Origin of the sequence: Mycobacterium sp. 1274756.6 (genome assembly GCF_001668625.1) — a bacterium.
Lineage (GTDB): Bacteria > Actinomycetota > Actinomycetes > Mycobacteriales > Mycobacteriaceae > Mycobacterium.
Map to the genome: position 1 here is coordinate 99043 of NZ_LZLJ01000049.1, position 21664 is coordinate 120706.

Annotated in this window: 18 protein-coding genes; 15 read left to right on the plus strand and 3 right to left on the minus strand. The window is 73.2% G+C overall.

Features of this window, described 5'->3' with window-relative positions:
* Window positions 1-5 precede the first annotated feature (5 nt).
* The 9 genes from argC to A5643_RS06675 are packed head-to-tail and all read left to right on the plus strand — an operon-like array spanning window position 6 to window position 9870.
* Window positions 6-1058: an N-acetyl-gamma-glutamyl-phosphate reductase gene (gene argC / locus A5643_RS06635; protein ID WP_502686214.1), complete on the plus strand. Its 1053-nt coding sequence runs from the start codon at window positions 6-8 to the stop codon at window positions 1056-1058.
* On the plus strand, window positions 1055-2269 hold the full coding sequence (gene argJ / locus A5643_RS06640) for a bifunctional glutamate N-acetyltransferase/amino-acid acetyltransferase ArgJ (protein ID WP_066853205.1): 1215 nt from the start codon (window positions 1055-1057) through the stop codon (window positions 2267-2269). Before argC ends, argJ begins: the two co-directional genes overlap by 4 nt.
* A complete protein-coding gene (gene argB, locus A5643_RS06645; protein ID WP_066853207.1) occupies window positions 2266-3147 on the plus strand; it encodes an acetylglutamate kinase in 882 nt (293 codons plus the stop codon). Before argJ ends, argB begins: the two co-directional genes overlap by 4 nt.
* Window positions 3144-4358 carry an acetylornithine transaminase gene (locus A5643_RS06650; RefSeq protein WP_066853212.1) on the plus strand — a complete coding sequence of 405 codons (1215 nt, stop codon included), beginning with the start codon at window positions 3144-3146 and terminating at the stop codon, window positions 4356-4358. Before argB ends, A5643_RS06650 begins: the two co-directional genes overlap by 4 nt.
* Complete coding sequence (gene argF / locus A5643_RS06655) at window positions 4355-5281, plus strand: ornithine carbamoyltransferase (RefSeq protein ID WP_066853214.1); 927 nt, start codon at window positions 4355-4357, stop codon at window positions 5279-5281. Before A5643_RS06650 ends, argF begins: the two co-directional genes overlap by 4 nt.
* Window positions 5278-5775, plus strand: coding sequence for an arginine repressor (locus tag A5643_RS06660; RefSeq protein ID WP_066853216.1), 498 nt, complete (start codon window positions 5278-5280; stop codon window positions 5773-5775). The genes argF and A5643_RS06660 overlap by 4 nt, the downstream gene beginning before the upstream one ends.
* Window positions 5776-5787: 12 nt before the next feature.
* Window positions 5788-6993: an argininosuccinate synthase gene (locus tag A5643_RS06665; RefSeq protein WP_066853218.1), complete on the plus strand. Its 1206-nt coding sequence runs from the start codon at window positions 5788-5790 to the stop codon at window positions 6991-6993.
* Window positions 6990-8402: an argininosuccinate lyase gene (gene argH, locus A5643_RS06670; RefSeq protein ID WP_066853220.1), complete on the plus strand. Its 1413-nt coding sequence runs from the start codon at window positions 6990-6992 to the stop codon at window positions 8400-8402. Before A5643_RS06665 ends, argH begins: the two co-directional genes overlap by 4 nt.
* 1 nt (window position 8403) lies before the next feature.
* Complete coding sequence (locus tag A5643_RS06675) at window positions 8404-9870, plus strand: tetratricopeptide repeat protein (protein ID WP_066853222.1); 1467 nt, start codon at window positions 8404-8406, stop codon at window positions 9868-9870.
* Window positions 9871-9873: 3 nt separating this feature from the next.
* Here A5643_RS06675 and A5643_RS06680 read toward each other — a convergent pair whose 3' ends face one another.
* Window positions 9874-11043, minus strand: a complete 1170-nt coding sequence (locus A5643_RS06680; protein ID WP_066853224.1) for an ATP-binding protein — start codon at window positions 11041-11043, stop codon at window positions 9874-9876.
* Window positions 11044-11141: 98 nt separating this feature from the next.
* On the opposite strand from A5643_RS06680, the gene A5643_RS06685 reads away from it, so the two are divergent.
* Complete coding sequence (locus A5643_RS06685) at window positions 11142-12833, plus strand: serine/threonine-protein kinase PknH/PknJ (protein ID WP_082948772.1); 1692 nt, start codon at window positions 11142-11144, stop codon at window positions 12831-12833.
* Window positions 12834-12859: 26 nt separating this feature from the next.
* Window positions 12860-13327 (plus strand): Rv0361 family membrane protein, encoded by a 468-nt coding sequence (locus A5643_RS06690; RefSeq protein ID WP_156628578.1) that lies wholly within the window; start codon window positions 12860-12862, stop codon window positions 13325-13327.
* 15 nt (window positions 13328-13342) lie between these two features.
* On the opposite strand, the gene A5643_RS06695 is transcribed toward A5643_RS06690, so the two are convergent.
* Together A5643_RS06695 and A5643_RS06700 are read right to left on the minus strand one after the other, a co-directional pair.
* Complete coding sequence (locus tag A5643_RS06695; protein WP_066853227.1) at window positions 13343-15109, minus strand: ABC-F family ATP-binding cassette domain-containing protein; 1767 nt, start codon at window positions 15107-15109, stop codon at window positions 13343-13345.
* A gap of 25 nt (window positions 15110-15134) precedes the next feature.
* Window positions 15135-15962 carry an acyl-CoA thioesterase gene (locus A5643_RS06700; RefSeq protein WP_066853228.1) on the minus strand — a complete coding sequence of 276 codons (828 nt, stop codon included), beginning with the start codon at window positions 15960-15962 and terminating at the stop codon, window positions 15135-15137.
* Between the two features lie 156 nt (window positions 15963-16118).
* On the opposite strand from A5643_RS06700, the gene A5643_RS06705 reads away from it, so the two are divergent.
* The 4 genes from A5643_RS06705 to tyrS all read left to right on the plus strand — a co-directional run bounded on the left by A5643_RS06705 (window position 16119) and on the right by tyrS (window position 21315).
* Window positions 16119-19088, plus strand: coding sequence for an acyl-CoA synthetase (locus tag A5643_RS06705; protein WP_066853230.1), 2970 nt, complete (start codon window positions 16119-16121; stop codon window positions 19086-19088).
* 68 nt (window positions 19089-19156) lie between these two features.
* Window positions 19157-19363, plus strand: coding sequence for a Trm112 family protein (locus A5643_RS06710; RefSeq protein ID WP_066853254.1), 207 nt, complete (start codon window positions 19157-19159; stop codon window positions 19361-19363).
* Window positions 19360-20001, plus strand: coding sequence for a DNA-3-methyladenine glycosylase (locus A5643_RS06715; RefSeq protein ID WP_066853232.1), 642 nt, complete (start codon window positions 19360-19362; stop codon window positions 19999-20001). The genes A5643_RS06710 and A5643_RS06715 overlap by 4 nt, the downstream gene beginning before the upstream one ends.
* A gap of 24 nt (window positions 20002-20025) precedes the next feature.
* Window positions 20026-21315, plus strand: a complete 1290-nt coding sequence (gene tyrS / locus A5643_RS06720; RefSeq protein ID WP_066853234.1) for a tyrosine--tRNA ligase — start codon at window positions 20026-20028, stop codon at window positions 21313-21315.
* Window positions 21316-21664 lie beyond the last annotated feature (349 nt).

Sequence of the window (21664 nt, forward strand, 5' to 3'; positions counted from 1 at the left end):
GCAGAATGGCGGGCATGACGGAACCAGTACGGGTGGCGGTCGCCGGGGCCAGCGGCTATGCCGGCGGGGAGATCCTACGGCTGCTGCTGGGGCACCCCGGCTACGCCGACGGGCGGCTGCGCATCGGCGCGCTCACCGCGGCGTCCAGCGCCGGTGACCGGCTCGCCGAGCACGCCCCGCACCTGATGCCGCTGGCCGACCGGGTGCTCGAGCCCACCGAACTCGACGTGCTGGCCGGCCACGACGTCGTCTTCCTGGCGCTGCCGCACGGCCACTCGGCCCGGCTGGCCGAGGAACTCGGCCCGGACACGCTGATCATCGACTGCGGCGCCGACTTCCGGCTCACCGACCCGGCCATCTGGGAGCGGTTCTACGGCTCCCCGCACGCCGGCAACTGGCCCTACGGGCTGCCCGAACTGCCCGGCGCCCGCGACCGGCTGCGCGGCGCGCGGCGCGTCGCGGTGCCCGGCTGCTACCCGACCGCGGCGCTGCTGGCGCTGCTGCCCGCGATCAGCGCCGACCTCATCGACCCGACCGTGACCGTGGTCGCGGTCAGCGGCACCTCCGGCGCCGGCCGGGCGGCCCGCACCGACCTGCTCGGCTCGGAGGTGCTCGGCTCGGCCCGCGCCTACAACATCGCCGGGGCGCACCGGCACAACCCGGAGATCGCCCAGGAGCTGCGGACGGCCAGCGGCCGCGACGTGCGGGTGTCGTTCACCCCGGTGCTCATCCCCGCCGCGCGCGGCATCCTGGCCACCTGCACCGCACCCACCCGCGCGCCGCTGGCCGACCTGCGGGCCGCCTACCGGGCCGCCTACGCCGACGAGCCGTTCGTCCACCTGCTCGATGACGGGCAGCTGCCGCGCACCGGATCGGTGATCGGCAGCAACATGGCCCAGATCTCGCTGGCCGTGGACGCCGACGCCGAGACCTTCGTGGCGATCACCGCGATCGACAACCTGGTCAAGGGCACCGGCGGCGCGGCGGTGCAGTCGATGAACCTGGCCTTGGGCTGGCCGGAGACCGACGGCCTGCCGCTGGTCGGGGTCGCCCCGTGAGCGGCGCGCGGCTGCTGCGCGACCAGGGGGTGACCGCACCGAGCGGCTTCCGGGCCGTCGGGGTGGCCGCCGGGATCAAGGAGTCCGGCGCCCCCGACCTGGCGCTGGTGTTCAACGAGGGCCCCGACCTGGCCGCCGCCGGCGTGGTCACCCGCAACCAGGTCAAGGCCGCGCCGGTGCTGTGGACCCAGCAGGTGCTGACCGCCGGGCGGCTGCGCGCGGTGGTGCTCAACGCCGGCGGCGCCAACGCCTGCACCGGACCGCCCGGGTTCGCCGACACCCACGCCACCGCCGAGGCGGTGGCGGCCGCGCTGTCGCAGTGGGGCACCGAGACCGGCGCGGGGGAGGTCGCGGTGTGCTCCACCGGGCTGATCGGCGACCGGCTGCCGATGCCCAAGGTGCTGGCCGGGGTCACCCACCTGGTGCAGGAGATGGCCGGCGGGCTGGTCGGCGGCGACGACGCGGCCCGGGCGATCATGACCACCGACCTCGTATCCAAACAGGTTGCACTGCACCACAGCCCGGACTCCGGGCAGAACTGGACGGTCGGGGCGATGGCCAAGGGCGCCGGCATGCTGGCGCCCTCGCTGGCCACCATGCTCTGCGTGATCACCACCGACGCGGTGGCCGACGCGGCCGCACTGCACCGGGCGCTGACCGCGGCCACCGCCGCCACCTTCGACCGCCTCGACGTCGACGGCTGCTGTTCGACCAACGACACGGTGCTGCTGCTGTCGTCGGGCGCCAGCGAGATCGCGCCCAGCCAAGCCGATCTCGACGCGGCGGTGCTGGCCGTCTGCGACGACCTCTGCGCCCAACTGCAGGCCGACGCCGAAGGCGTGACCAAGCGGGTGACGGTCGCGGTGACCGGCGCCGCCTCCGACGCCGACGCGCTGCTCACCGCCCGGCTGATCGCGCGGGACAACCTGGTCAAGACCGCGCTGTTCGGCTCCGACCCGAACTGGGGCCGGGTGCTCGCCGCGGTCGGGATGGCCCCGTTCGCGATCGACCCGGACCGGATCACCGTGTCGTTCAACGGGTTCGCGGTGTTCGCCGGCGGGCTGCCCGATCCGGGCGCCCGAACGGTGGACCTGTCCGGCGCGGACATCGAGGTCCGCGTCGACCTCGCCCAGGGCAGCGGGCACGCGGCGATCCGCACCACCGACCTGTCCCACGGCTACGTCGACGAGAACTCGGCGTACAGCTCATGAGCGCACACGAACCGACCACCGCGGTCAAGGCGCGGGTGCTCGCCGAGGCGCTGCCCTGGCTCAAGCAGCTGCACGGCCGGATCGTCGTGGTCAAGTACGGCGGCAACGCGATGACCGACGACACCCTCAAACACGCGTTCGCCGCCGACATGGCCTTCCTGCGCAACTGCGGCGTCCAGCCGGTCGTGGTGCACGGCGGGGGGCCGCAGATCTCGGCCATGCTGCAGCGGCTCGGCATCGCCGGCGACTTCAAGGGCGGCTTCCGGGTCACCACCCCCGAGGTGCTCGAGGTGGCGCGGATGGTGCTGTTCGGTCAGGTCGGCCGGGAACTGGTGAACCTGATCAACGCCCACGGCCCGTACGCGGTCGGCATCACCGGCGAGGACGCCGCGCTGTTCACCGCGGTGCGCCGCAACGTCACCGTCGACGGAGTCGCCACCGACATCGGGCTGGTCGGCGACGTCGACCGGGTCGACACCGACGCCATCCGCGACCTGATCACCGCCGGGCGCATCCCGGTGGTCTCCACCCTGGCGCCCGACGCCGACGGGGTGGTGCACAACGTCAACGCCGACACCGCCGCGGCCGCGCTGGCCGCCGCGCTGGGCGCGGAGAAACTGCTGATGCTCACCGACGTCGACGGCCTGTACGCCCGCTGGCCCGACCGCGACTCGCTGATCAGCGAGATCGACTCGGTGACGCTGGCCGAGCTGCTGCCCGGGCTGGAGTCGGGCATGGTGCCCAAGGTCGAGGCCTGCCTGCGGGCGGTGGCCGGCGGGGTGCCCAGCGCCCACATCATCGACGGGCGCGTCGAACACTGCGTGCTGGTGGAGCTGTTCACCGATGCCGGCACCGGAACGAAGGTGGTGAGCCCATGACCGAGACCGCCACACCCCGGACCGCGGCGCTGCAGCAGCGCTGGTCGGCGGTGATGATGGACAACTACGGCACCCCGCCGCTGGCGCTGGCCCGCGGCGCGGGCGCGCTGGTCACCGACGTCGACGGCACCACCTACCTGGACCTGCTCGGCGGGATCGCGGTGAACCTGCTCGGCCACGCCCACCCGGCGGTGGCCGCGGCGGTGACCGCGCAGCTGGGCACGCTGGGCCACACCTCCAACCTCTACATCACCGAACCGGGCGTGGCGCTCGCCGAGCAGCTGGTCGCCCGCTGGGACGTCGGCCCGGACGCGCGGGTGTTCTTCTGCAACTCCGGCGCCGAGGCCAACGAGGCCGCGCTCAAACTCACCCGGCTCACCGGGCGCGGGACGGTCATCGCCGCCCGCGAGGCCTTCCACGGCCGCACGATGGGCTCGCTGGCGCTCACCGGCCAGCCGGCCAAACAGGCGCCGTTCGCGCCGCTGCCCGGCCCGGTGCAGCACGTGCCGTTCGGGGACGCCGACGCGCTGGCCGCCGCCGTCGACACCGACACCGCCGCGGTGATCCTGGAACCGATCATGGGGGAGAGCGGCGTCGTCGTGCCCCCGCCGGGGTATCTGGCGGCGGCCCGGCGGATCACTGCCGAGCACGGGGCGCTGCTGATCCTCGACGAGGTCCAGACCGGCATCGGGCGCACCGGCACGTTCTTCGCCCACCAGCACGACGGCATCGTCCCGGATGTGGTCACGCTGGCCAAGGGGCTTGGCGGCGGGCTGCCGATCGGCGCCTGCCTGGCGACCGGCCCGGCGGCGAAGCTGTTCGCCCCCGGCATGCACGGCAGCACCTTCGGCGGCAACCCGGTGTGCGCGGCCGCCGCGCTGGCCGTGCTCGACGTGCTCGCCGAGGACCGGCTCGTGGAGCGGGCCGCCCGGCTCGGGGCGTGGCTGACCGAGCGGATCGAGGCGGCCGGCCACCCGCTGGTCGCCGGGGTGCGCGGCCGCGGGCTGCTGCTGGGGGTGGTGCTCACCGCGGCGCGGGCCAAGGCGGTGGAGAGCGCTGCGCGGGCGGCCGGTTTCCTGGTCAACGCCGCCGCCCCGGACGTGGTGCGGCTGGCCCCGCCGCTGATCGTCACCGACGACCAGCTCGACGGGTTCCTGGCCGCGCTGCCGGGCATCCTCGACGCCGCGCAGGACGCGGAGGCCGGGGCGTGATCCGGCACTTCCTGCGCGACGACGACCTGAGCCCGGCCGAACAGGCCGAGGTGCTCGCGCTGGCCGCCGAACTCAAACGCGAGCCGTTCAGCCGCCGGCCGCTGGCCGGGCCGCGCGGGGTGGCGGTGATCTTCGACAAGAACTCCACCCGCACCCGGTTCTCCTTCGAGCTCGGGGTGGCCCAGCTCGGCGGGCACGCCGTGGTCGTCGACGGCCGCTCCACCCAGCTCGGCCGCGACGAGACCCTGGAAGACACCGGGCGGGTGCTGTCCCGCTACGTGGACGCGATCGTGTGGCGCACGTTCGGCCAGGACCGGCTGACCGCGATGGCCGCCACCGCGACGGTGCCGGTGGTCAACGCGCTCTCCGACGACTTCCACCCCTGCCAGGTGCTCGCCGACCTGCAGACCGTCGCCGAACGCAAGGGTGCGTTGCACGGCGTGCGGCTGACCTACCTCGGCGACGGCGCCAACAACATGGCCCACTCGCTGATGCTCGGTGGGGCCACCGCCGGACTGCACGTCACGGTCGCCGCGCCGGCGCCGTTCGCCCCGGCTGAGGAGTTCGTGGCCGCCGCCCGCGCCCGCGCCGCCGACACCGGCGGGTCGGTGACCGTGACCGCCGACCCGGTGGCCGCCGCGACCGGCGCCGACGTCCTGGTCACCGACACCTGGACCTCGATGGGCCAGGAGGGCGACGGCCGCGACCGGGTGGGCCCGTTCCGGCCGTACCAGGTCAACGCCGAACTCGTCGCGCTCGCCGATCCGGACGTCACGGTGCTGCACTGCCTGCCGGCGCACCGCGGTGAGGAGATCACCGACGCGGTGCTCGACGGGCCGGCCAGCGCGGTCTGGGACGAGGCGGAGAACCGGCTGCACGCGCAGAAGGCACTGCTGGTGTGGCTGCTGGAGCGCTCCCGATGAGCACCGCCGCCTCCGGCGCCCCGACCACCCCGACCCGGGCCGGGCGGCAGGCCCGCATCGTGGCGCTGCTGGCCGCCGGGCCGGTGCACAGCCAAGGCGAGCTGGCCGCGCTGCTGGCCGCCGAGGGCATCGAGGTCACCCAGGCGACCCTGTCCCGCGACCTGGAGGAGCTGGGCGCGGTGAAGCTGCGCGGCCCCGAGGGAGGAGTCGGCGGGTACGTTATCCCCGAAGACGGCAACCCGATGCGCCTGTCCGGCGGCACCGAGCGGCTCTGCCGGCTGCTCGGTGAGCTGCTGGTGGGCACCGACGCCAGCGGCAACACCGCGGTGCTGCGCACCCCGCCGGGCGCCGCGGACTACCTGGCCAGCGCCATCGACCGGGCCGCGCTGCCCTACGTGGTGGGCACGATCGCCGGGGATGACACCATCTTCGTGTTGGCCCGCGAGCCGATGACCGGCGCCGAGCTGGCGGCGGCGCTGGTGAACCTCAGATAAGGAGAGTTTGTTATGTCCGACCGTGTCATCCTGGCCTACTCCGGAGGTCTGGACACCTCGGTGGCGATCAGCTGGATCGGCAAGGAGACCGGCCGTGAGGTGGTCGCGGTGGCCATCGACCTCGGCCAGGGCGGCGAGGACATGGAGGTGGTGCGGCAGCGCGCGCTGGACTGTGGCGCGGTGGAGTCGGTGGTCGTCGACGCCCGCGACGAGTTCGCCGAGCAGTACTGCCTGCCCACCATCCAGTCCAACGCGCTCTACATGGACCGCTACCCGCTGGTGTCGGCGATCAGCCGGCCGCTGATCGTCAAGCATCTGGTGGCCGCGGCCCGCGAGCACGGCGGCGGCATCGTCGCGCACGGCTGCACCGGCAAGGGCAACGACCAGGTGCGCTTCGAGGTCGGGTTCGCCGCGCTGGCACCGGATCTGCAGGTGCTGGCCCCGGTCCGCGACTACGCCTGGACCCGGGAGAAAGCCATCGCGTTCGCCGAGGAGAACGCGATCCCGATCAACGTCACCAAACGCTCGCCGTTCTCCATCGACCAGAACGTGTGGGGCCGGGCGGTGGAGACCGGGTTCCTCGAGCACCTGTGGAACGCCCCGACCAAGGACGTCTACGACTACACCGAGGACCCGACGGTGCACTGGTCGACCCCCGACGAGGTGATCGTCGGGTTCGAGGCCGGGGTGCCGGTCTCCATCGACGGCCGGCGGGTGAGCGTGCTGGAGGCCATCGAGGAGCTCAACCGGCGCGGCGGCGCGCAGGGGGTGGGCCGCCTCGACGTGGTGGAGGACCGGCTGGTCGGCATCAAGAGCCGGGAGATCTACGAGGCGCCCGGGGCGATGGTGCTGATCACCGCGCACACCGAACTCGAGCACGTCACCCTGGAGCGGGAGCTGGGCCGCTACAAGCGCCGCACCGACCAGCGCTGGACCGAACTGGTCTACGACGGGTTGTGGTTCTCGCCGCTGAAGTCGGCGCTGGACGCGTTCGTCGCCCACACCCAGCAGCACGTCACCGGGGAGGTGCGCCTGGTGCTGCACGGCGGGCACATCGCGGTCAACGGCCGGCGCAGCGAGTCCTCGCTGTACGACTTCAACCTGGCCACCTACGACGCCGGCGACAACTTCGACCAGTCGGCGGCCAAGGGCTTCGTGCACCTGCACGGGCTGTCCGCGCAGATCGCCGCCCGCCGGGATCGGGAGGCCTCCGGGTGAGCACGAACCAGGGCGCGCTGTGGGGCGGCCGGTTCGCCGACGGGCCCGCCGACGCGCTGGCGGCGCTGAGCAAATCGACCCACTTCGACTGGGCGCTGGCGCCCTACGACGTCGCCGCCTCCAAGGCGCACACCGCGGTGCTGTTCGCCGCCGGGCTGCTCACCGCCGACCAGCGCGACGGTCTGCTGGCCGGCCTCGAGCAGCTGGCGGCGGCGGTGGCCGACGGCAGTTTCGTGCCGCTACCCGACGACGAGGACGTGCACGGGGCGCTGGAGCGCGGCCTGATCGAGCGGGTGGGCGCGGAGCTGGGCGGCCGGCTGCGGGCCGGCCGGTCCCGCAACGACCAGGTGGCCACCCTGTTCCGGATGTGGCTGCGCGACGCGGTGCGCCGGGTGGCCGCCGGGGTGCTCGACGTCGTCGACGCGCTGACCGGCCAGGCCGCCGCCCACCCGGGCGCGGTGATGCCGGGCAAGACCCACCTGCAGTCGGCGCAGCCGGTGCTGCTGGCCCATCACCTGCTCGCCCACGCCCATCCGCTGCTGCGCGACGTCGACCGGATCGTCGACTTCGACGCGCGCACCGCGGTGTCGCCGTACGGCTCCGGCGCGCTGGCCGGGTCGTCGCTGGGGCTCAACCCGGACGCGATCGCCGCGGAGCTGGGCTTCGCCACCGCGGCCGACAACTCCATCGACGCGACCGCGGCCCGGGATTTCGCGGCGGAGGCGGCGTTCGTGTTCGCGATGATCGCGGTGGACCTGTCCCGCCTGGCCGAGGACATCATCGTGTGGAGCTCCACCGAATTCGGCTACGTCACGCTGCACGACGCGTGGTCCACCGGCAGCTCGATCATGCCGCAGAAGAAGAACCCGGACATCGCGGAGCTGGCGCGCGGCAAATCCGGGCGGCTGATCGGCAACCTGACCGGGCTGCTGGCCACGCTGAAGGCGCAGCCGCTGGCCTACAACCGGGACCTGCAGGAGGACAAGGAGCCGGTCTTCGACTCGGTGGCGCAGCTGGAGCTGCTGCTGCCCGCGATGGCCGGGCTGGTGACCACGCTGCGCTTCGACCTGGACCGGATGGCGGCGCTGGCCCCGGCCGGCTACACCCTGGCCACCGATGTCGCCGAATGGCTGGTGCGCCAAGGGGTTCCGTTCCGGGTGGCGCACGAGGCCGCCGGCGCGGCGGTGCGGGCCGCGGAGGCCCGCGGCGTCGGGCTCGACGAGCTCACCGACGCCGAACTCGCCGCGATCAGCCCGCAGCTCACCCCGCAGGTGCGCGGCGTGCTGACCGTCGAGGGGTCGGTGTCCGCGCGCGACGCCCGCGGCGGCACCGCACCGGCGCGGGTCGCCGAGCAGCTGAACCTGGTCTACGGCCAGGTCGATCGGCAGCGGCGCTGGCTGCGCGGCTGAGATGGATGCCGCGGCGGTGCTGCAGCGCGCCCAGCTGCTGGCCGAGGTCGGCCGCCCCGGCGAAGCTCTGGAGCTGATCCACGCCGCGCTGGCCGAGCACCCGCACGACGCCGACCTGCTCGGCGGGCAGGCCGCGCTGGCGTTGGCCGCCGGCGACCCGGTGCAGGCCTACCTCGCCGCCCGCGCCGCCCTGGACGCTCACCCCGACCGCCTCGGTCCCCGGATCGTGCTGACCCAGCTGTATCTGGGGGTGGAGCTGGTCGACGAGGCGGTCGCGGTCGCCCGCACCGCGGTGGAGTTCGCGCCCACCGACGCGGCCGCGCACGCCCTGCTGGCGGGCTGTCTGGCGCACGGCGCGACGTTCGGGCGGAGCAAACGCGAGGCCCGCGCCGCGATCGAGCGGGCCCTGGCCCTGGCGCCCGACGACGTCGACGTGATCGCCGACCTGGTGCGCGCGGCCGAGCGCATCCACGACGCCGACACCGTGCGGCGCCTGGTGGAAGCCGGGCTGCGCGCCGATCCGGCGCATCCGCAGCTGCAGCTGCGCCACGCCCGCGGCCGCGACTTCACCCGCGAACAGGCCGGCGCCCTCACCGAGCTGCTCGCCGACCACCCCACCGACGCCCGGATCCGGCACGCGCTGGCCGAGGTGGTGTGGGGCACCCTGGCCCGGCTGGCCAGCGGGGTGTGGATCTATGCGCTGGCGGTGATGCTGCTCTCGGCGTGGCTCTCCCCGGCGGTGCTCAAGCACCTGGTGCCGGTGCTGATGGCGCCGCTGATCGCCCATTGGGTCCGGTTGTTCACCCGGCTGCGCCGGCGCCTGCCACGCGGCTATCTGGCCGGCCGGGTCGGCCGCAGCCCCGCCGCTGCCGGCGGGCTGCTGCTGGCCGCGGTGGCGGCGCTGCTGGCCACCTTCGCGCCGCTGCTGATCGCGATCGGCCCGGACGCCGACGGCGTGCGGTTCGGTTACCAGGCGCTGATCGTCGCCTGCCTGATCGCCGGGCTGGCGCACCTGCTGGTGACCGCGGCCCGGCTGCGCCGCGGCGCCGACGTCGACCTCGAAGCGCACCTCGCCGAGCAGGAGGGGACCTGGGCGGTGTGGCTGCTGGGGCTGGGCGTGCCCACCGCGCTGTGCTGGGCGCTGTCCGGGCTGGCCCGCCAGCCCGGCGCCCTGTGGTACGCGCTGATGGTGCCGGTGCTGGTGCTGGGCGTGTTGGCCGCGGAGTTCGTCGTCAAGTACTGGCGGCGGGACCGCTCCCGCCGCGCCCGGGTGGCGGTGACGGTGGTCGGGGCGCTGTTCCTGGCCGGGTGCGGCTGGCTGATGCTGTGGTGCGGCGCGGCCGCGCAGCGCACCGACTTCCGGTACACCGTGGGGCCGCTGTCCCCGGAGCGCCGGGCGCCGGCGTTCACCCCGATCCCGACGATCGACGTGAAGCTGCCCAGCTTCCCCCCGGCGCCCAGCCGGTAGCCCTCACTTGCGGTTGAGGTAGGCGGCCAGGTCGTCGAACGCGCCGTCGGCGTTGGAGAACTCGATGACGTTGCGCGCCATGGCGAACCACGGTCCGGTGCTCGGGGTGATCGCGCCGCGGGCCGCCCGCACGTCGTCCATCGTGATGTAGCGCGGCTGCCCGGTCACCGCGGCCGCGCTCATCGCGTGTTGGGCCGCCGAACGGCACAGGAACGCGACGTCGGCGCCGGAGAAGCCGGCCGTCGTCGCGACCATCTCGGCCAGGTCGATGCCCGCGATCGGCTTGCCGGCGAAGTTGGCCCGGACCAGGGCGGCGCGGGCCTCCGCATCGGGTGGGGAGACGAACAGCATCCGGTCGAGGCGTCCCGGCCGGCGCAGCGCGGTGTCGACGTCCCAGGGGTGATTGGAGGCCCCCAGCACGAACACCCCGTCGTTGGCGGTGGCGTCCAGCTCGGTGAGCAGCCGGGTGACCAGCTGGCGCAGCACGGTGGCGCCGCGCAGCAGGGAGCGTTTCTGTCCGATCGCGTCGATCTCGTCGAAGAAGATCACCGCCGGGGCGGTGGCCCGCGCGGTGGCGAACAGCTGCTGCAGGGTCTGGTCGGTGGCGCCGGTGGCCATCTCCACCACGTCCGGAACCCCGACCGGGTAGAAGCGGGCACCGAGTTCCCCGGCGATGGCCGAGGCGATGAAGGTCTTGCCGCAGCCCGGTGGGCCGTAGAGCAGCAGGCCGCCGCCGGCGCGGGTGCCGTAGGCCCGGGCCAGGTCGGGGTTGCGCAGCGGCCCGATGAACGACCGCTCGATCTGCGCTTTGACCTCGGCCATCCCGGCGACCTCGGCGAGGCGGGCCGGCGACCGCGGCGCGGGCGGCGCGGGCGGTGCGCCGTCGGCGTACTCCGGGGCGACGAGACCGGCGACCTCGGATTCCGCGCGCTCCCAGTCGAACTGCCCCGGCGCGGCGGGGGCGGCGCTCAGCTGCGCGCCGAGATCGCCGACCAGTGCGCTGATCTCGGCGTTGCCCGGGTCCAGCCGCAGCGCCTCGCCGGCCTGCACCAGGGCGTCGGCGGTGCGGCCCCGGCCGGCGAGCAACCGGATGAGACGCACCCGCAGTTCGATGACGTCGGGGTAGTCGGCGACCGCGGCCGCCAACCTGTCCAGGTCGGGGTCGCTGCTCATCGGGTGGGGCCCGTTCTCACAAGCTCTGATCGTACGGCCGTGCCGCCGGGGTGATCGACGCGAATCCGCGGGCCGCACCGGTGTGAAATAATCCCGGCGTGCTGACGCCGGGGACGATCGTCGCCGGATACCGGATCGAACGGATTCTGGGCTCGGGCGGAATGGGGTCGGTCTATCTCGCAGCCCATCCGACGCTGCCGCGATACGACGCCTTGAAGGTGCTCTCCACCGAGCTGTCCCGGGACCCCGATTTCCGGGCGCGGTTCATCCGCGAGGCCGATGTGGCCGCCGCGCTGAGCCATCCGCAGATCGTGGCGGTGCACAACCGCGGCCAGACCGACGACGGCCAACTGTGGATCGCGATGCAGTTCGTCGACGGCACCGATGCGGACGAGGCGCTGCGGGCCGGCACCATGACGCCGGTACGGGCGGTGCACATCGTGCGCGAGGTGGCCAAGGGACTCGACTTCGCCCACGCCCACAACGTGGTGCACCGCGACATCAAGCCGGCGAACTTCCTGCTGTCCGGCCCGGTCGGCGACCAGGAGCGGGTGCTGCTTGGCGACTTCGGCATCGCCCGCGCCCTCGACGACGTCGGGCTGACCGCGACCGGGTCGGTGATGGCGACCATCGCCTACGCGGCGCCGGAGGTGCTGGCCGGCTCGCCCATCGACGGCCGTGCCGACATCTACTCGCTGGGTTGCACGCTGTTCCGGCTGCTGACCGGCAAGCCCCCGTTCGCCAACACCAACGGCCCGGCCGCGCAGATGATGGCGCATCTGCAGGCCGCGCCGCCGCGGGTCACCGACACGGTGCGGTCGCTGCCGCCCGCCCTGGACGAGGTGATCGCCATCGCGATGGCCAAGGACCCGGCACGCCGGTTCGCCACCGCCGGCGCGTTGGCGGACGCCGCGGCCGCCGCGTTGCACGACCCGGGGCACCGGGACCGCACCCTGCTGGCTCCGGTACCCACCGGGCAGGTCAGCGCCTACCCGGGACTGCCGGCGGCCGCGCCGACGATGTCGGCCGCGCCGCCCCGGCGCACCCGACGGCGCGGGGTGCTGGTCGGGGCGATCGCCGGTGTCGCGGTGCTCGTCGTCGCCGCCATCTCGGCGGTGGCGCTGCGGTCCCACGGCGATTCGGCGCCGGACGACGGCACCCCGTCGGCTGCCGCGCCGTCGCCGGCCGTCCAGGGGCCACCGGCCACCGACGTCCCGGTTTCGGCGTTGCCGTCGATCCTGTTGACCGGCAGCGAGATTCCGGGAAACAGCGGTGACACCGCGGTGGTGCTCGAACACCAGGCGACCGAACTCGCCGATGACTCGGCGACCGTCGACAACCCGTCCTGCGTGGGAGCGTGGGCGCCCGCCCAGCGGGCGGCCTATGCCACCGTGCAGCCGGTGGGTGTGGCCGTGCAGGAGTTGCGGGCGCTGTACCAGAAGGTCTGGCAGGACAGTGTCACCCAGGCGGTGGTGGCGTTCTCGTCGGTCGATGACACGAGCCTGTCGCTCCAGATGCAGCGCATGGCCTGGGAGGGGTGCGCGGGCAAGACGATCGTGATCACCCCGACCGGGGATCCGGCGCAGACCTGGCGGTTCGGGCAGCCGGTCAACAACGCCGGTGTCTACACCCTGGAGGCGACCCTCGACGGGGGGAGCGCGGTGTGCCAGCACGGAATCCAGATCCAGGGCAACGTCGCGATCGACATCCGTCGCTGCGGACCGCCCGGCACCGTCGACGTCAGCGCGCTGGTCAACGCCACCGCAGCGAAAGTTCCTCGTCAGGGATGACGAGCGCAGCCCGAGGAGGTCTGATCGTGTCCACCGCGCGAAGGATGCTGGCCGGCGTCGCCACCGCGATACTCGTTGCCGCCCCGGTGATGTCGTGCGGTCAGAAGTCGGCGGCACCGCCGGAGCCGACGGCCGCCACCTCGGCGCCCGAACCCGCCACCTCCAGCGCCGCCCCGGCGTCGGACGAGGAGCTGGTCCGCCAGACGCTCGCGGCGTTCCAGGTGGCCTACAACACCGAGAACTGGGACGACTATCTCGCTCTGATGTGCACCGCCGCACGCGACCTGCTCACCGACGCGGCGATCGCGAGGCTGAAGGAGACCCGGGCGACCCAGGGGCTGACCGACACCACCGTCACCGGCGTCGACGTGCGCGGCGACGCGGCCACCGCGACGGTCGATGCCCGCAACGAACTGTTGGGCCGTAGGACGATCCAGCTCGATCTGGTGCGTGAGGACGGTTGGAAGGTGTGCCAGACCACCCCGGTGCGCTGACCGGTGGGCACCGGGTCACTCGAGGTGCTCGGACAGCTCCAGCCAGCGGTCTTCCAGCTCGGCGACCCGGCCCTGCAGATCGTCGAGGTCGCGGGTCAGCGCGGTGATGCCGACGTGGTCGGCCTGGTCGTGGCCGGCGAGCTCGTGGTGCTTGGCGCTGATCTGATCGGCCAGCTTGGCCAGCCGGCGCTCCACCGCGGCCATCTCCTTGCGCGCGGCGTGCACCGCCGCGCCCGGTTTGGCGCCGGCGGACTCGGCCGCGGCCGGCGCCGGCGCGGTGGGCGAGGCGGCCAGCCGCAGATATTCCTCGACCCCGCCGGGCAGGTGGCGCAGGTGCCCGCCGAGGATGCCGTATTGCTGGTCGGTGACCCGCTCCAGCAGGTAGCGGTCGTGGGAGACCACGATCAGGGTGCCGGGCCAGGAGTCCAGCAGGTCCTCGATGGCGGTGAGCATGTCGGTGTCGACGTCGTTGGTCGGCTCGTCGAGGATCAGCACGTTGGGTTCGGCCAGCAGCACCAGCAGGAACTGCAGCCGCCGGCGCTGCCCGCCGGAGAGGTCACCGACGCGGGCCGACAGCTGCGCCCGGTCGAAACCGAGCCGTTCCAGCAACTGGGCGGGGGTGAGTTCGCGGCCGTCCACCCGGTAGTCGGCGCGCAGCCCGGCGAGCACGTCGGCCACCCGGTCGTCGGCGAGGGCGGCCAGCGCGCCGGACTGCTGGTCGAGCACGCCCAGCTGGACGGTCTTGCCGCGCTTGACCCGCCCGGTGTCGGGGGCGACGGTGCCGGCGATCAGCCCCAGCAGGGTGGATTTGCCCGCGCCGTTGGCGCCGAGGATCCCGGTGCGTTCGCCCGGGGCGATGCGCCACTCGATGTCGCGCAGCACCGGGCGGCCGTCGTAGGACACCGACACGTCGAGCAGGTCGACGACGGTCTTGCCGAGCCGAGCGGTGGCGAGCTTGGCCAGCTCGACGCTGTCGCGCAGCGGCGGCACGTCGGCGATCAGCGCGTTGGCCGCCGCGATCCGGAACTTCGGTTTGGCGGTGCGGGCCGGCGCTCCGCGGCGCAGCCAGGCCAGCTCCTTGCGTAACAGGTTCTGCCGCTTGGCTTCGGCGACCGCGGCCTGCCGGTCGCGCTCCACCCGGGCCAGCACGTAGGCGGCGTAGCCGCCGTCGAACGGCTCGACGACGCGGTCGTGCACCTCCCAGGTGGTGGTGGCGACCTCGTCGAGGAACCAGCGGTCGTGGGTGACCACCAGCAGCCCGCCGGTGTTGCGGGCCCAGCGGGTGCGCAGGTGCGCCGCCAGCCAGGTGATCCCCTGCAGGTCCAGGTGGTTGGTGGGTTCGTCGAGGGCGATGACGTCCCAGTCGCCGATCAGCAGGGTGGCCAGCTGCACCCGCCGGCGTTGCCCGCCCGACAGCGTGCCGATCGCGGCCTGCCAGTCCAGATCGGCCACCAGCCCGCCCACCACGTCGCGGATCCGCGGATCGGAGGCCCATTCGTGGTCGGCGGCGTCACCGACCAGGGCGTGGCCGACGGTCTGCTCGGCGCGGAGGGTGTCGGCTTGGTCCAGGGCGCCGACCCGCAGCCCGGTGCGGCGGGTGACCCGGCCCCGATCGGGTTCGATGCGGCCGGTGAGCAGGCCGAGCAGGCTGGATTTGCCGTCGCCGTTGCGGCCGACGATGCCGATGCGGTCGCCGTCGTCGACGCCGAGGCTCACCCCGTCGAAGACCACGCCGGTCGGGTACTGCAGATGCAGGGCCTCGGCGCCGAGCAGATGTGCCACGGCGCTTACCGCCCCCGCCGGCGGCTCACAGCCGCCACAGCGCTTCCTGAGCGGTGCTGGCGACCAGGGCGCCGTCCGCGTCGTAGAGCGCGCCGCGGGCCAGCCCGCGGGCGTCGCTGTTGTTGACCGAGGTGACCTCGTAGCGGTGCCACTGCTCGGGGCGGAACGGCCGGTGGAACCAGACCGAGTGGTCCAGGCTGGTCGCGAAGCCGACGCCGAGGGCCAGCGGGGTGCCGGGCGGGCGGGCGGTGGGCAGCGGGCCCAGGTCGGAGAAGAAGGTCAGCGTGCAGGCCTGCACCAGCGGGTCGTCGCCGACCGGTTCGCGGCTGCGGATCCAATACGGCGGGACCGCGAACGGTGAGGTGTCGTCGGGGGCGGTGCGGATCTCGAAGCGGTCGCTGAAGCCCAGCGCGGAGCTTTTGGGCACGGCGTCGGCGAACTCGAGGGTCGCCGCGGCGGCGGGATGCCAGTCCGCGCCCGGCTCGGGCCGGTGGAAGGAGGCGATCAGCTCCAGGATGACCGCGCCGTCCTGTCGCACGCTGACCTGGCGGGTGTCGAAGGAGCGGCCGGTGCGGATGCGCTGCACGCCGTATTCGACTGGCACGCCGTAGCGCCCGCCGCGCACGAAATACAGGTGCAGTGACTGTGGGCGCTTGTCGGCGTCGACGGTGCGCCCGGCGGCGTAGAGGGCCTGGGCCGCGATGAGACCGCCGAACAGCCGCGGCGCCCGGCCGGGTTCGGAGTTGGTGACCACGAAGGTGTCGCCGTCCCGATCCAAGCGCAGCAGCCGGGCGATCCAGCTGTGTGCGCCGGCGCCGGCGTGGCAGACGTCGCCGTCCTCGGTTGCGGTCATCGCCTGACCACCCTATCGACCGTTTGGTCGGCGGCGGGCGCCCGGGTGGTCTGGGCAACCCCGGCCGCGCGCCGGGCCGCACGCCTTATGCTTTGCATACCGCCGGCGACGGCGGCAGCGGCCATACCGAACATTGCCCGTGGGAGGAGCGAAGCGTTGGAGCTGAACCTGTCGGCGGTCACCCGACCCATCAACAGGTTGATGGCCACCGCTCAAAACGGGCTGGAGGTGCTGCGGCTGGGCGGTCTGGAGACCGGGAGCACCCCGTCGCCGTATCAGATCGTCGAGAGCGTGCCGATGTACAACCTGCGGCGCTACTTTCCGCCGGACACCCGCGGGGAGCAGACCGGGCCGCCGGTGCTGATGGTGCATCCGATGATGATGGCGGCCGACATGTGGGACGTCACCCGCGAAGAGGGCGCGGTGGGCATCCTGCACGCCGCCGGTCTGGACACCTGGGTGATCGACTTCGGCTCGCCCGACGAGGTGGAGGGCGGGATGCGCCGCAACCTCGCCGACCACATCGTGGCGCTCAGCGAGGCCGTCGACACCGTCCGCGAGGCCACCGGGCAGGACGTCCACCTCGCCGGGTACTCGCAGGGCGGCATGTTCTGCTACCAGGCCGCTGCCTACCGGCGCTCCAAGTCGGTGGCCAGCATCGTGGCGTTCGGCTCGCCGGTGGACTCGCTGGCCGCCCTGCCGATGGGGATCCCCTCCGATCTGGCCAGCGCGACCGCCAATTTCATGGCCGACCACGTGTTCACCCGGCTGGACATTCCGAGTTGGTTGGCGCGCACCGGTTTCCAGATGATGGATCCGCTCAAGACGGCGAAGGCGCGGCTGGATTTCGTCCGCCAGCTCCACGACCGGGAGGCGCTGCTGCCCCGCGAACAGCAGCGCCGGTTCCTCGACTCCGAGGGCTGGATCGCCTGGTCCGGCCCGGCGATCTCGGAGCTGCTCAAGCAGTTCATCACCCACAACCGGATGATGACCGGCGGCTTCGCCATCCACGGCCAGCTGGTGACGCTGACCGACATCACCTGCCCGATCCTGGCGTTCGTCGGCGAGGTCGACGACATCGGTCAGCCGCCCGCGGTGCGCGGCATCCGGCGCGCCGCCCCCAACGCGAAGGTCTACGAATATCTGTTGCGGGCCGGGCATTTCGGGCTGGTCGTCGGCTCCAAGGCTTCCGAGCTGACCTGGCCGACGGTGGCCGACTGGACGCTGTGGGTCGCCGGGCGGGGACCGGAACCGGCCGGGATCGCGCCGATGGCCGACCAGCCGGCCGAACCGCCCGCCGACGGCGGCGTGCCGATCACCTCGCGGGTGGCGCACGGGCTGGGGGAGGCCTCCGAGATGGCGCTGACGTTGGCGCGCGGCGCGGCCGACGCCGTCGCCGCCGCGCAGAAGTCGGTGCGCACGATGGCCGTCGAGACCGTCCGGACGCTGCCGAGGCTGGCCCGACTCGGCCAGATCAACGACCACACCCGGATCTCGTTGGGCCGCATCATCGGTGAACAGGCCGACGACGCCCCCACCGGGGAGTTCCTGCTGTTCGACGGCCGGGTGCACACCTACCAGGCGGTCAACCGCCGCATCGACAACGTGGTGCGCGGCCTGATCGAGGTCGGGATCCGGCAGGGCGACCACGTCGGGGTGCTGATGGAGACCCGCCCCAGCGCGCTGGTGGCCATCGCCGCGCTGTCCCGGCTGGGTGCGGTGTCGGTGCTGATGCCGCCCGACGGTGACCTGGGCGCGGCCGCCCAGATCGGCGGGGTCAGCGAGGTCATCACCGACCCCACCAACCTGGCGGCCGCCCGGGAGCTCAGCTGCCAGGTGCTGGTGCTCGGCGGCGGGGAGGCCCGTGACCTGGACCTGCCGGAGGACGCCGGCGTCATCGACATGGAGCAGATCGACCCCGACGCGGTGACGCTGCCCGGCTGGTACCGGCCCAACCCCGGGTTCGCGCGGGACCTGGCGTTCATCGCGTTCAGCCGGGTCGGCGGGGAGCTGGTCGCCAAGCAGATCACCAACTTCCGCTGGGCCCTGTCGGCGTTCGGCACCGCCTCGGCCGCGGCGTTGAGCCAGAACGACACCGTGTACTGCCTGACCCCGCTGCACCACGAGTCGGGGCTGCTGGTGAGCCTGGGCGGTGCGGTCGTCGGCGGCACCCGCATCGCGCTGTCCCGCGGGTTGCGGCCGGACACCTTCGTCGAGGAGGTCCGCCGCTACGGCGTCACCGTGGTGTCCTACACGTGGGCGATGCTGCGCGAGGTCATCGACGACCCGAACTTCGCGCTGCACGGCAACCATCCGGTGCGGCTGTTCATCGGCTCCGGTATGCCCACCGGGCTGTGGCGGCGGGTCACCGAGGTGTTCGACCCGGCCCACGTCGTGGAGTTCTTCGCCACCACCGACGGGCAGGCGGTGCTGGCCAATGTCGCCAGCACCAAGGTCGGCAGCAAGGGCCGGCCGCTGCCCGGCGCCGGTCAGGTCGCCCTGGCCGCCTACGACGCCGAGAACGACCTGATCCTGGAGACCGACGAGGGCTTCGTGCAGGTCGCCGAGACCAACGAGGTGGGCGTGCTGCTGGCTCGGCCCCGCGGCCCGATCGACCCCTCGGCGGCGGTCAAGCGCGGCGTGTTCGCGCCCGCCGACACCTGGGTGTCCACCGAGTACCTGTTCCGCCGCGACGGCGACCGCGACTACTGGCTGGTCGGCGGGCGCGGGTCGCTGATCCACACCGCGCGCGGTATCGCCTATCCGGTGCCGATCACCGATGCGCTCGGTCTGGTCACCGGGGTCGACCTGGCGGTGACCTACGCGGTCGAGGAGGGCGACGCCACGCTGGCGGTCGCGGCGATCACCCTGCAGCCGGGCGCCACCGTCACTCCGGCGGCGTTGGCCGAGACGATGCGGCGGCTGCCGGTGGGCGTGGGCCCCGACATCGTGCACGTGGTGCCCGAGCTGCCGCTGAGCGCGACCTACCGGCCGGTGGCCGATGCGGCGCTGCGCGACCGCGGCATCCCCAAGCCCGGGCGCAACGCGTGGTGCTACGACGCCGAAACCGACCAGTACAAGCGGCTCACCGCCGCGGTGCGCTCGGCGCTGGTCGGCGCGAACTGAGCGGCGCTCAGCGGCAGCGTCGGCCGCGCTAGGCTGAGGCGGTGTCTTCCCGCCAACCCGCACCGCCCCTGTCGCTGCCGGAGTTGCTGCCGCTGCTGGTGTGTCCCGCCGATCGGGGCCCGCTGCTGCTGATCGGGGCCGAGCTGCTCTACAACCCGCGGCTGCACCGCGCCTACCGCATCGATGACGGGATTCCGGTGCTGCTGGTGGACGAGGCCCGCGACGTCGACGACGCCGAACACGCGCGCCTGTTGGCCGCGGCAGATCCGCGGTGAGCCGGGCGAACCGAGTCGCGGGAGCCGACCGGCTGCAGACCGATCCGCTGAGCGCCGCACACCGGGTGCTCGGCGCCACGCTGACCGGGCGCGGGGTGCGGGCCACGATCGTGGAGGTGGAGGCCTACGGCGGGGTGCCCGACGGTCCGTGGCCCGATGCCGCCGCCCACTCCTACCGCGGCCCGACCGGCCGCAACCGGGTGATGTTCGGTCCGCCGGGGCACCTCTACACCTATCGCAGCTACGGCATCCACGTCTGCGCCAACGTGGCGTCGGGCCCGGACGGGACCGCCTCGGCGGTGCTGTTGCGCGCCGCCGCGATCGAGGAGGGCATCGAGGTCGCGCGGGCCCGCCGCGGCGCCCACCACGCGGACGCGGGACTGGCTCGCGGGCCGGGCAATCTGTGCTCGGCGCTGGGGATCATGCTGGCCGACAACGGGCTGGACCTCTTCGACCCGGCCGCGCCGGTGACGCTGACGCTCAACGACCCGGTGCCCGCGGCGGCCGCGGTGTCCGGGCCGCGGGTGGGGGTCAGCGGCGCCGCCGACCGGCCCTGGCGGCTGTGGCTGCCCGACCATCCGGCGGTCTCGGCCTATAAGCGCAGCGCCCGGGCGCCGGCACCGGGCAGCAGCGACTGAACCCGGCTCTGCGAAACTCGACCCATGGGCGAGGCTTCCGGGATCCTTGACGAGCTGGGCTGGCGCGGGCTGATCGCGCAGTCCACCGACCTCGACGCGCTGGCCGCGGCGACCGCCGCCGGTCCGATCACCGTCTACGCCGGCTTCGATCCGACCGCGCCGAGCCTGCACGCCGGTCACCTGGTGCCGCTGCTGACGCTGCGCCGCTTCCAGCAGGCGGGGCACCGGCCGATCGTGCTGGCCGGCGGCGCGACCGGCATGATCGGCGACCCGCGCGAGTCGGGGGAGCGCAGCATGCACGCCGGGGACACGATCGCCGAGTGGGCCGGGCGGATCGGCGGCCAGTTGGCGCGCTTCGTCGACTTCGACGACGGACCGACCGGCGCCATCGTCGAGAACAACCTGGACTGGACCGCCTCGATGAGCGCGGTGGACTTCCTGCGCGACCTCGGTAAGCACTTCTCGGTCAACACGATGCTCGACCGCGACACCATCCGGCGGCGCCTCGACGGCGACGGTATCTCCTACACCGAGTTCAGCTACATGCTGTTGCAGGCCAACGACTACGTGGAGCTGTACCGCAGGCACGGCTGCGCGCTGCAGATCGGCGGCTCCGACCAGTGGGGCAACATCGTCGCCGGGGTGCGGCTGGTACGCCAGAAGCTCGGCGCGACCGTGCACGCCCTGACGGTGCCGCTGGTCACCGCCGCCGACGGCACCAAGTTCGGCAAGTCGACCGGCGGCGGCAATCTCTGGCTCGACCCGGAGATGACCACGCCCTACGCCTGGTACCAGTACTTCGTCAACACCGCCGACGCCGACGTGCTGCGCTACCTGCGCTGGTTCACCTTCCTGTCCGCCGGCGAGCTCGCAGAACTGGACGAGGCCACCGCCGCCCGGCCGCACGAGCGCGCCGCCCAGCGCGCCCTGGCCCGGGAACTGACCACCCTGGTGCACGGCGCGACGGCCACCAGCGCGGTCGAGCACGCCAGTTCGGCGCTGTTCGGTCGCGGCGAGCTGGACCGGCTCGACGAGGCCACCTTGACCGCCGCGCTGCGCGAGACCCCGGTCGCGCAGCTGACGCCCGGCGTTCCGGACGGCATCGTCGACCTGTTGGTGGCCACCGGGTTGGCGACGAGCAAGGGCGCCGCACGGCGCACGATCGCCGAGGGCGGGGTCTCGGTGAACAACGCACGCATCGACCGGGAGGACTGGAGCCCCCAGCCGACGGACTTCCTGCACGGGCGCTGGCTGGTGCTGCGCCGCGGCAAGCGGAATATCGCCGGGGTGCAGCGGGTTGCACCGTCCGGTTAGCGCTTCGCGAAGGCGCCGTTGACAGCCCCCGGCAGTGCTCGGGAATATCCGCGGGCCCGCCGGCGTTGACCTAACTTGGACCCCAAAGAAGCCGTCTAGCAGGCGATTTGACTCCGCCTTCCAAGTGACGTAACTTCATCGGTGTCGTCGCGACGCGGCCCAGGCCGTTGAGCGCGACGGCGTCCCAGAGGAGACTCCACTACGGTGGTTTCCTCACCGTCCGTACTACGCGAACCGCGGCTAATCACCGCGGATCGGTTGCGCGGCCGGAACGGGTGTGTTGTTTGAGAACTCAATAGTGTGTTTGGTGGTTTTTGTTTGTTGTTGTTTTTTGCCATGCCTTCGGCGC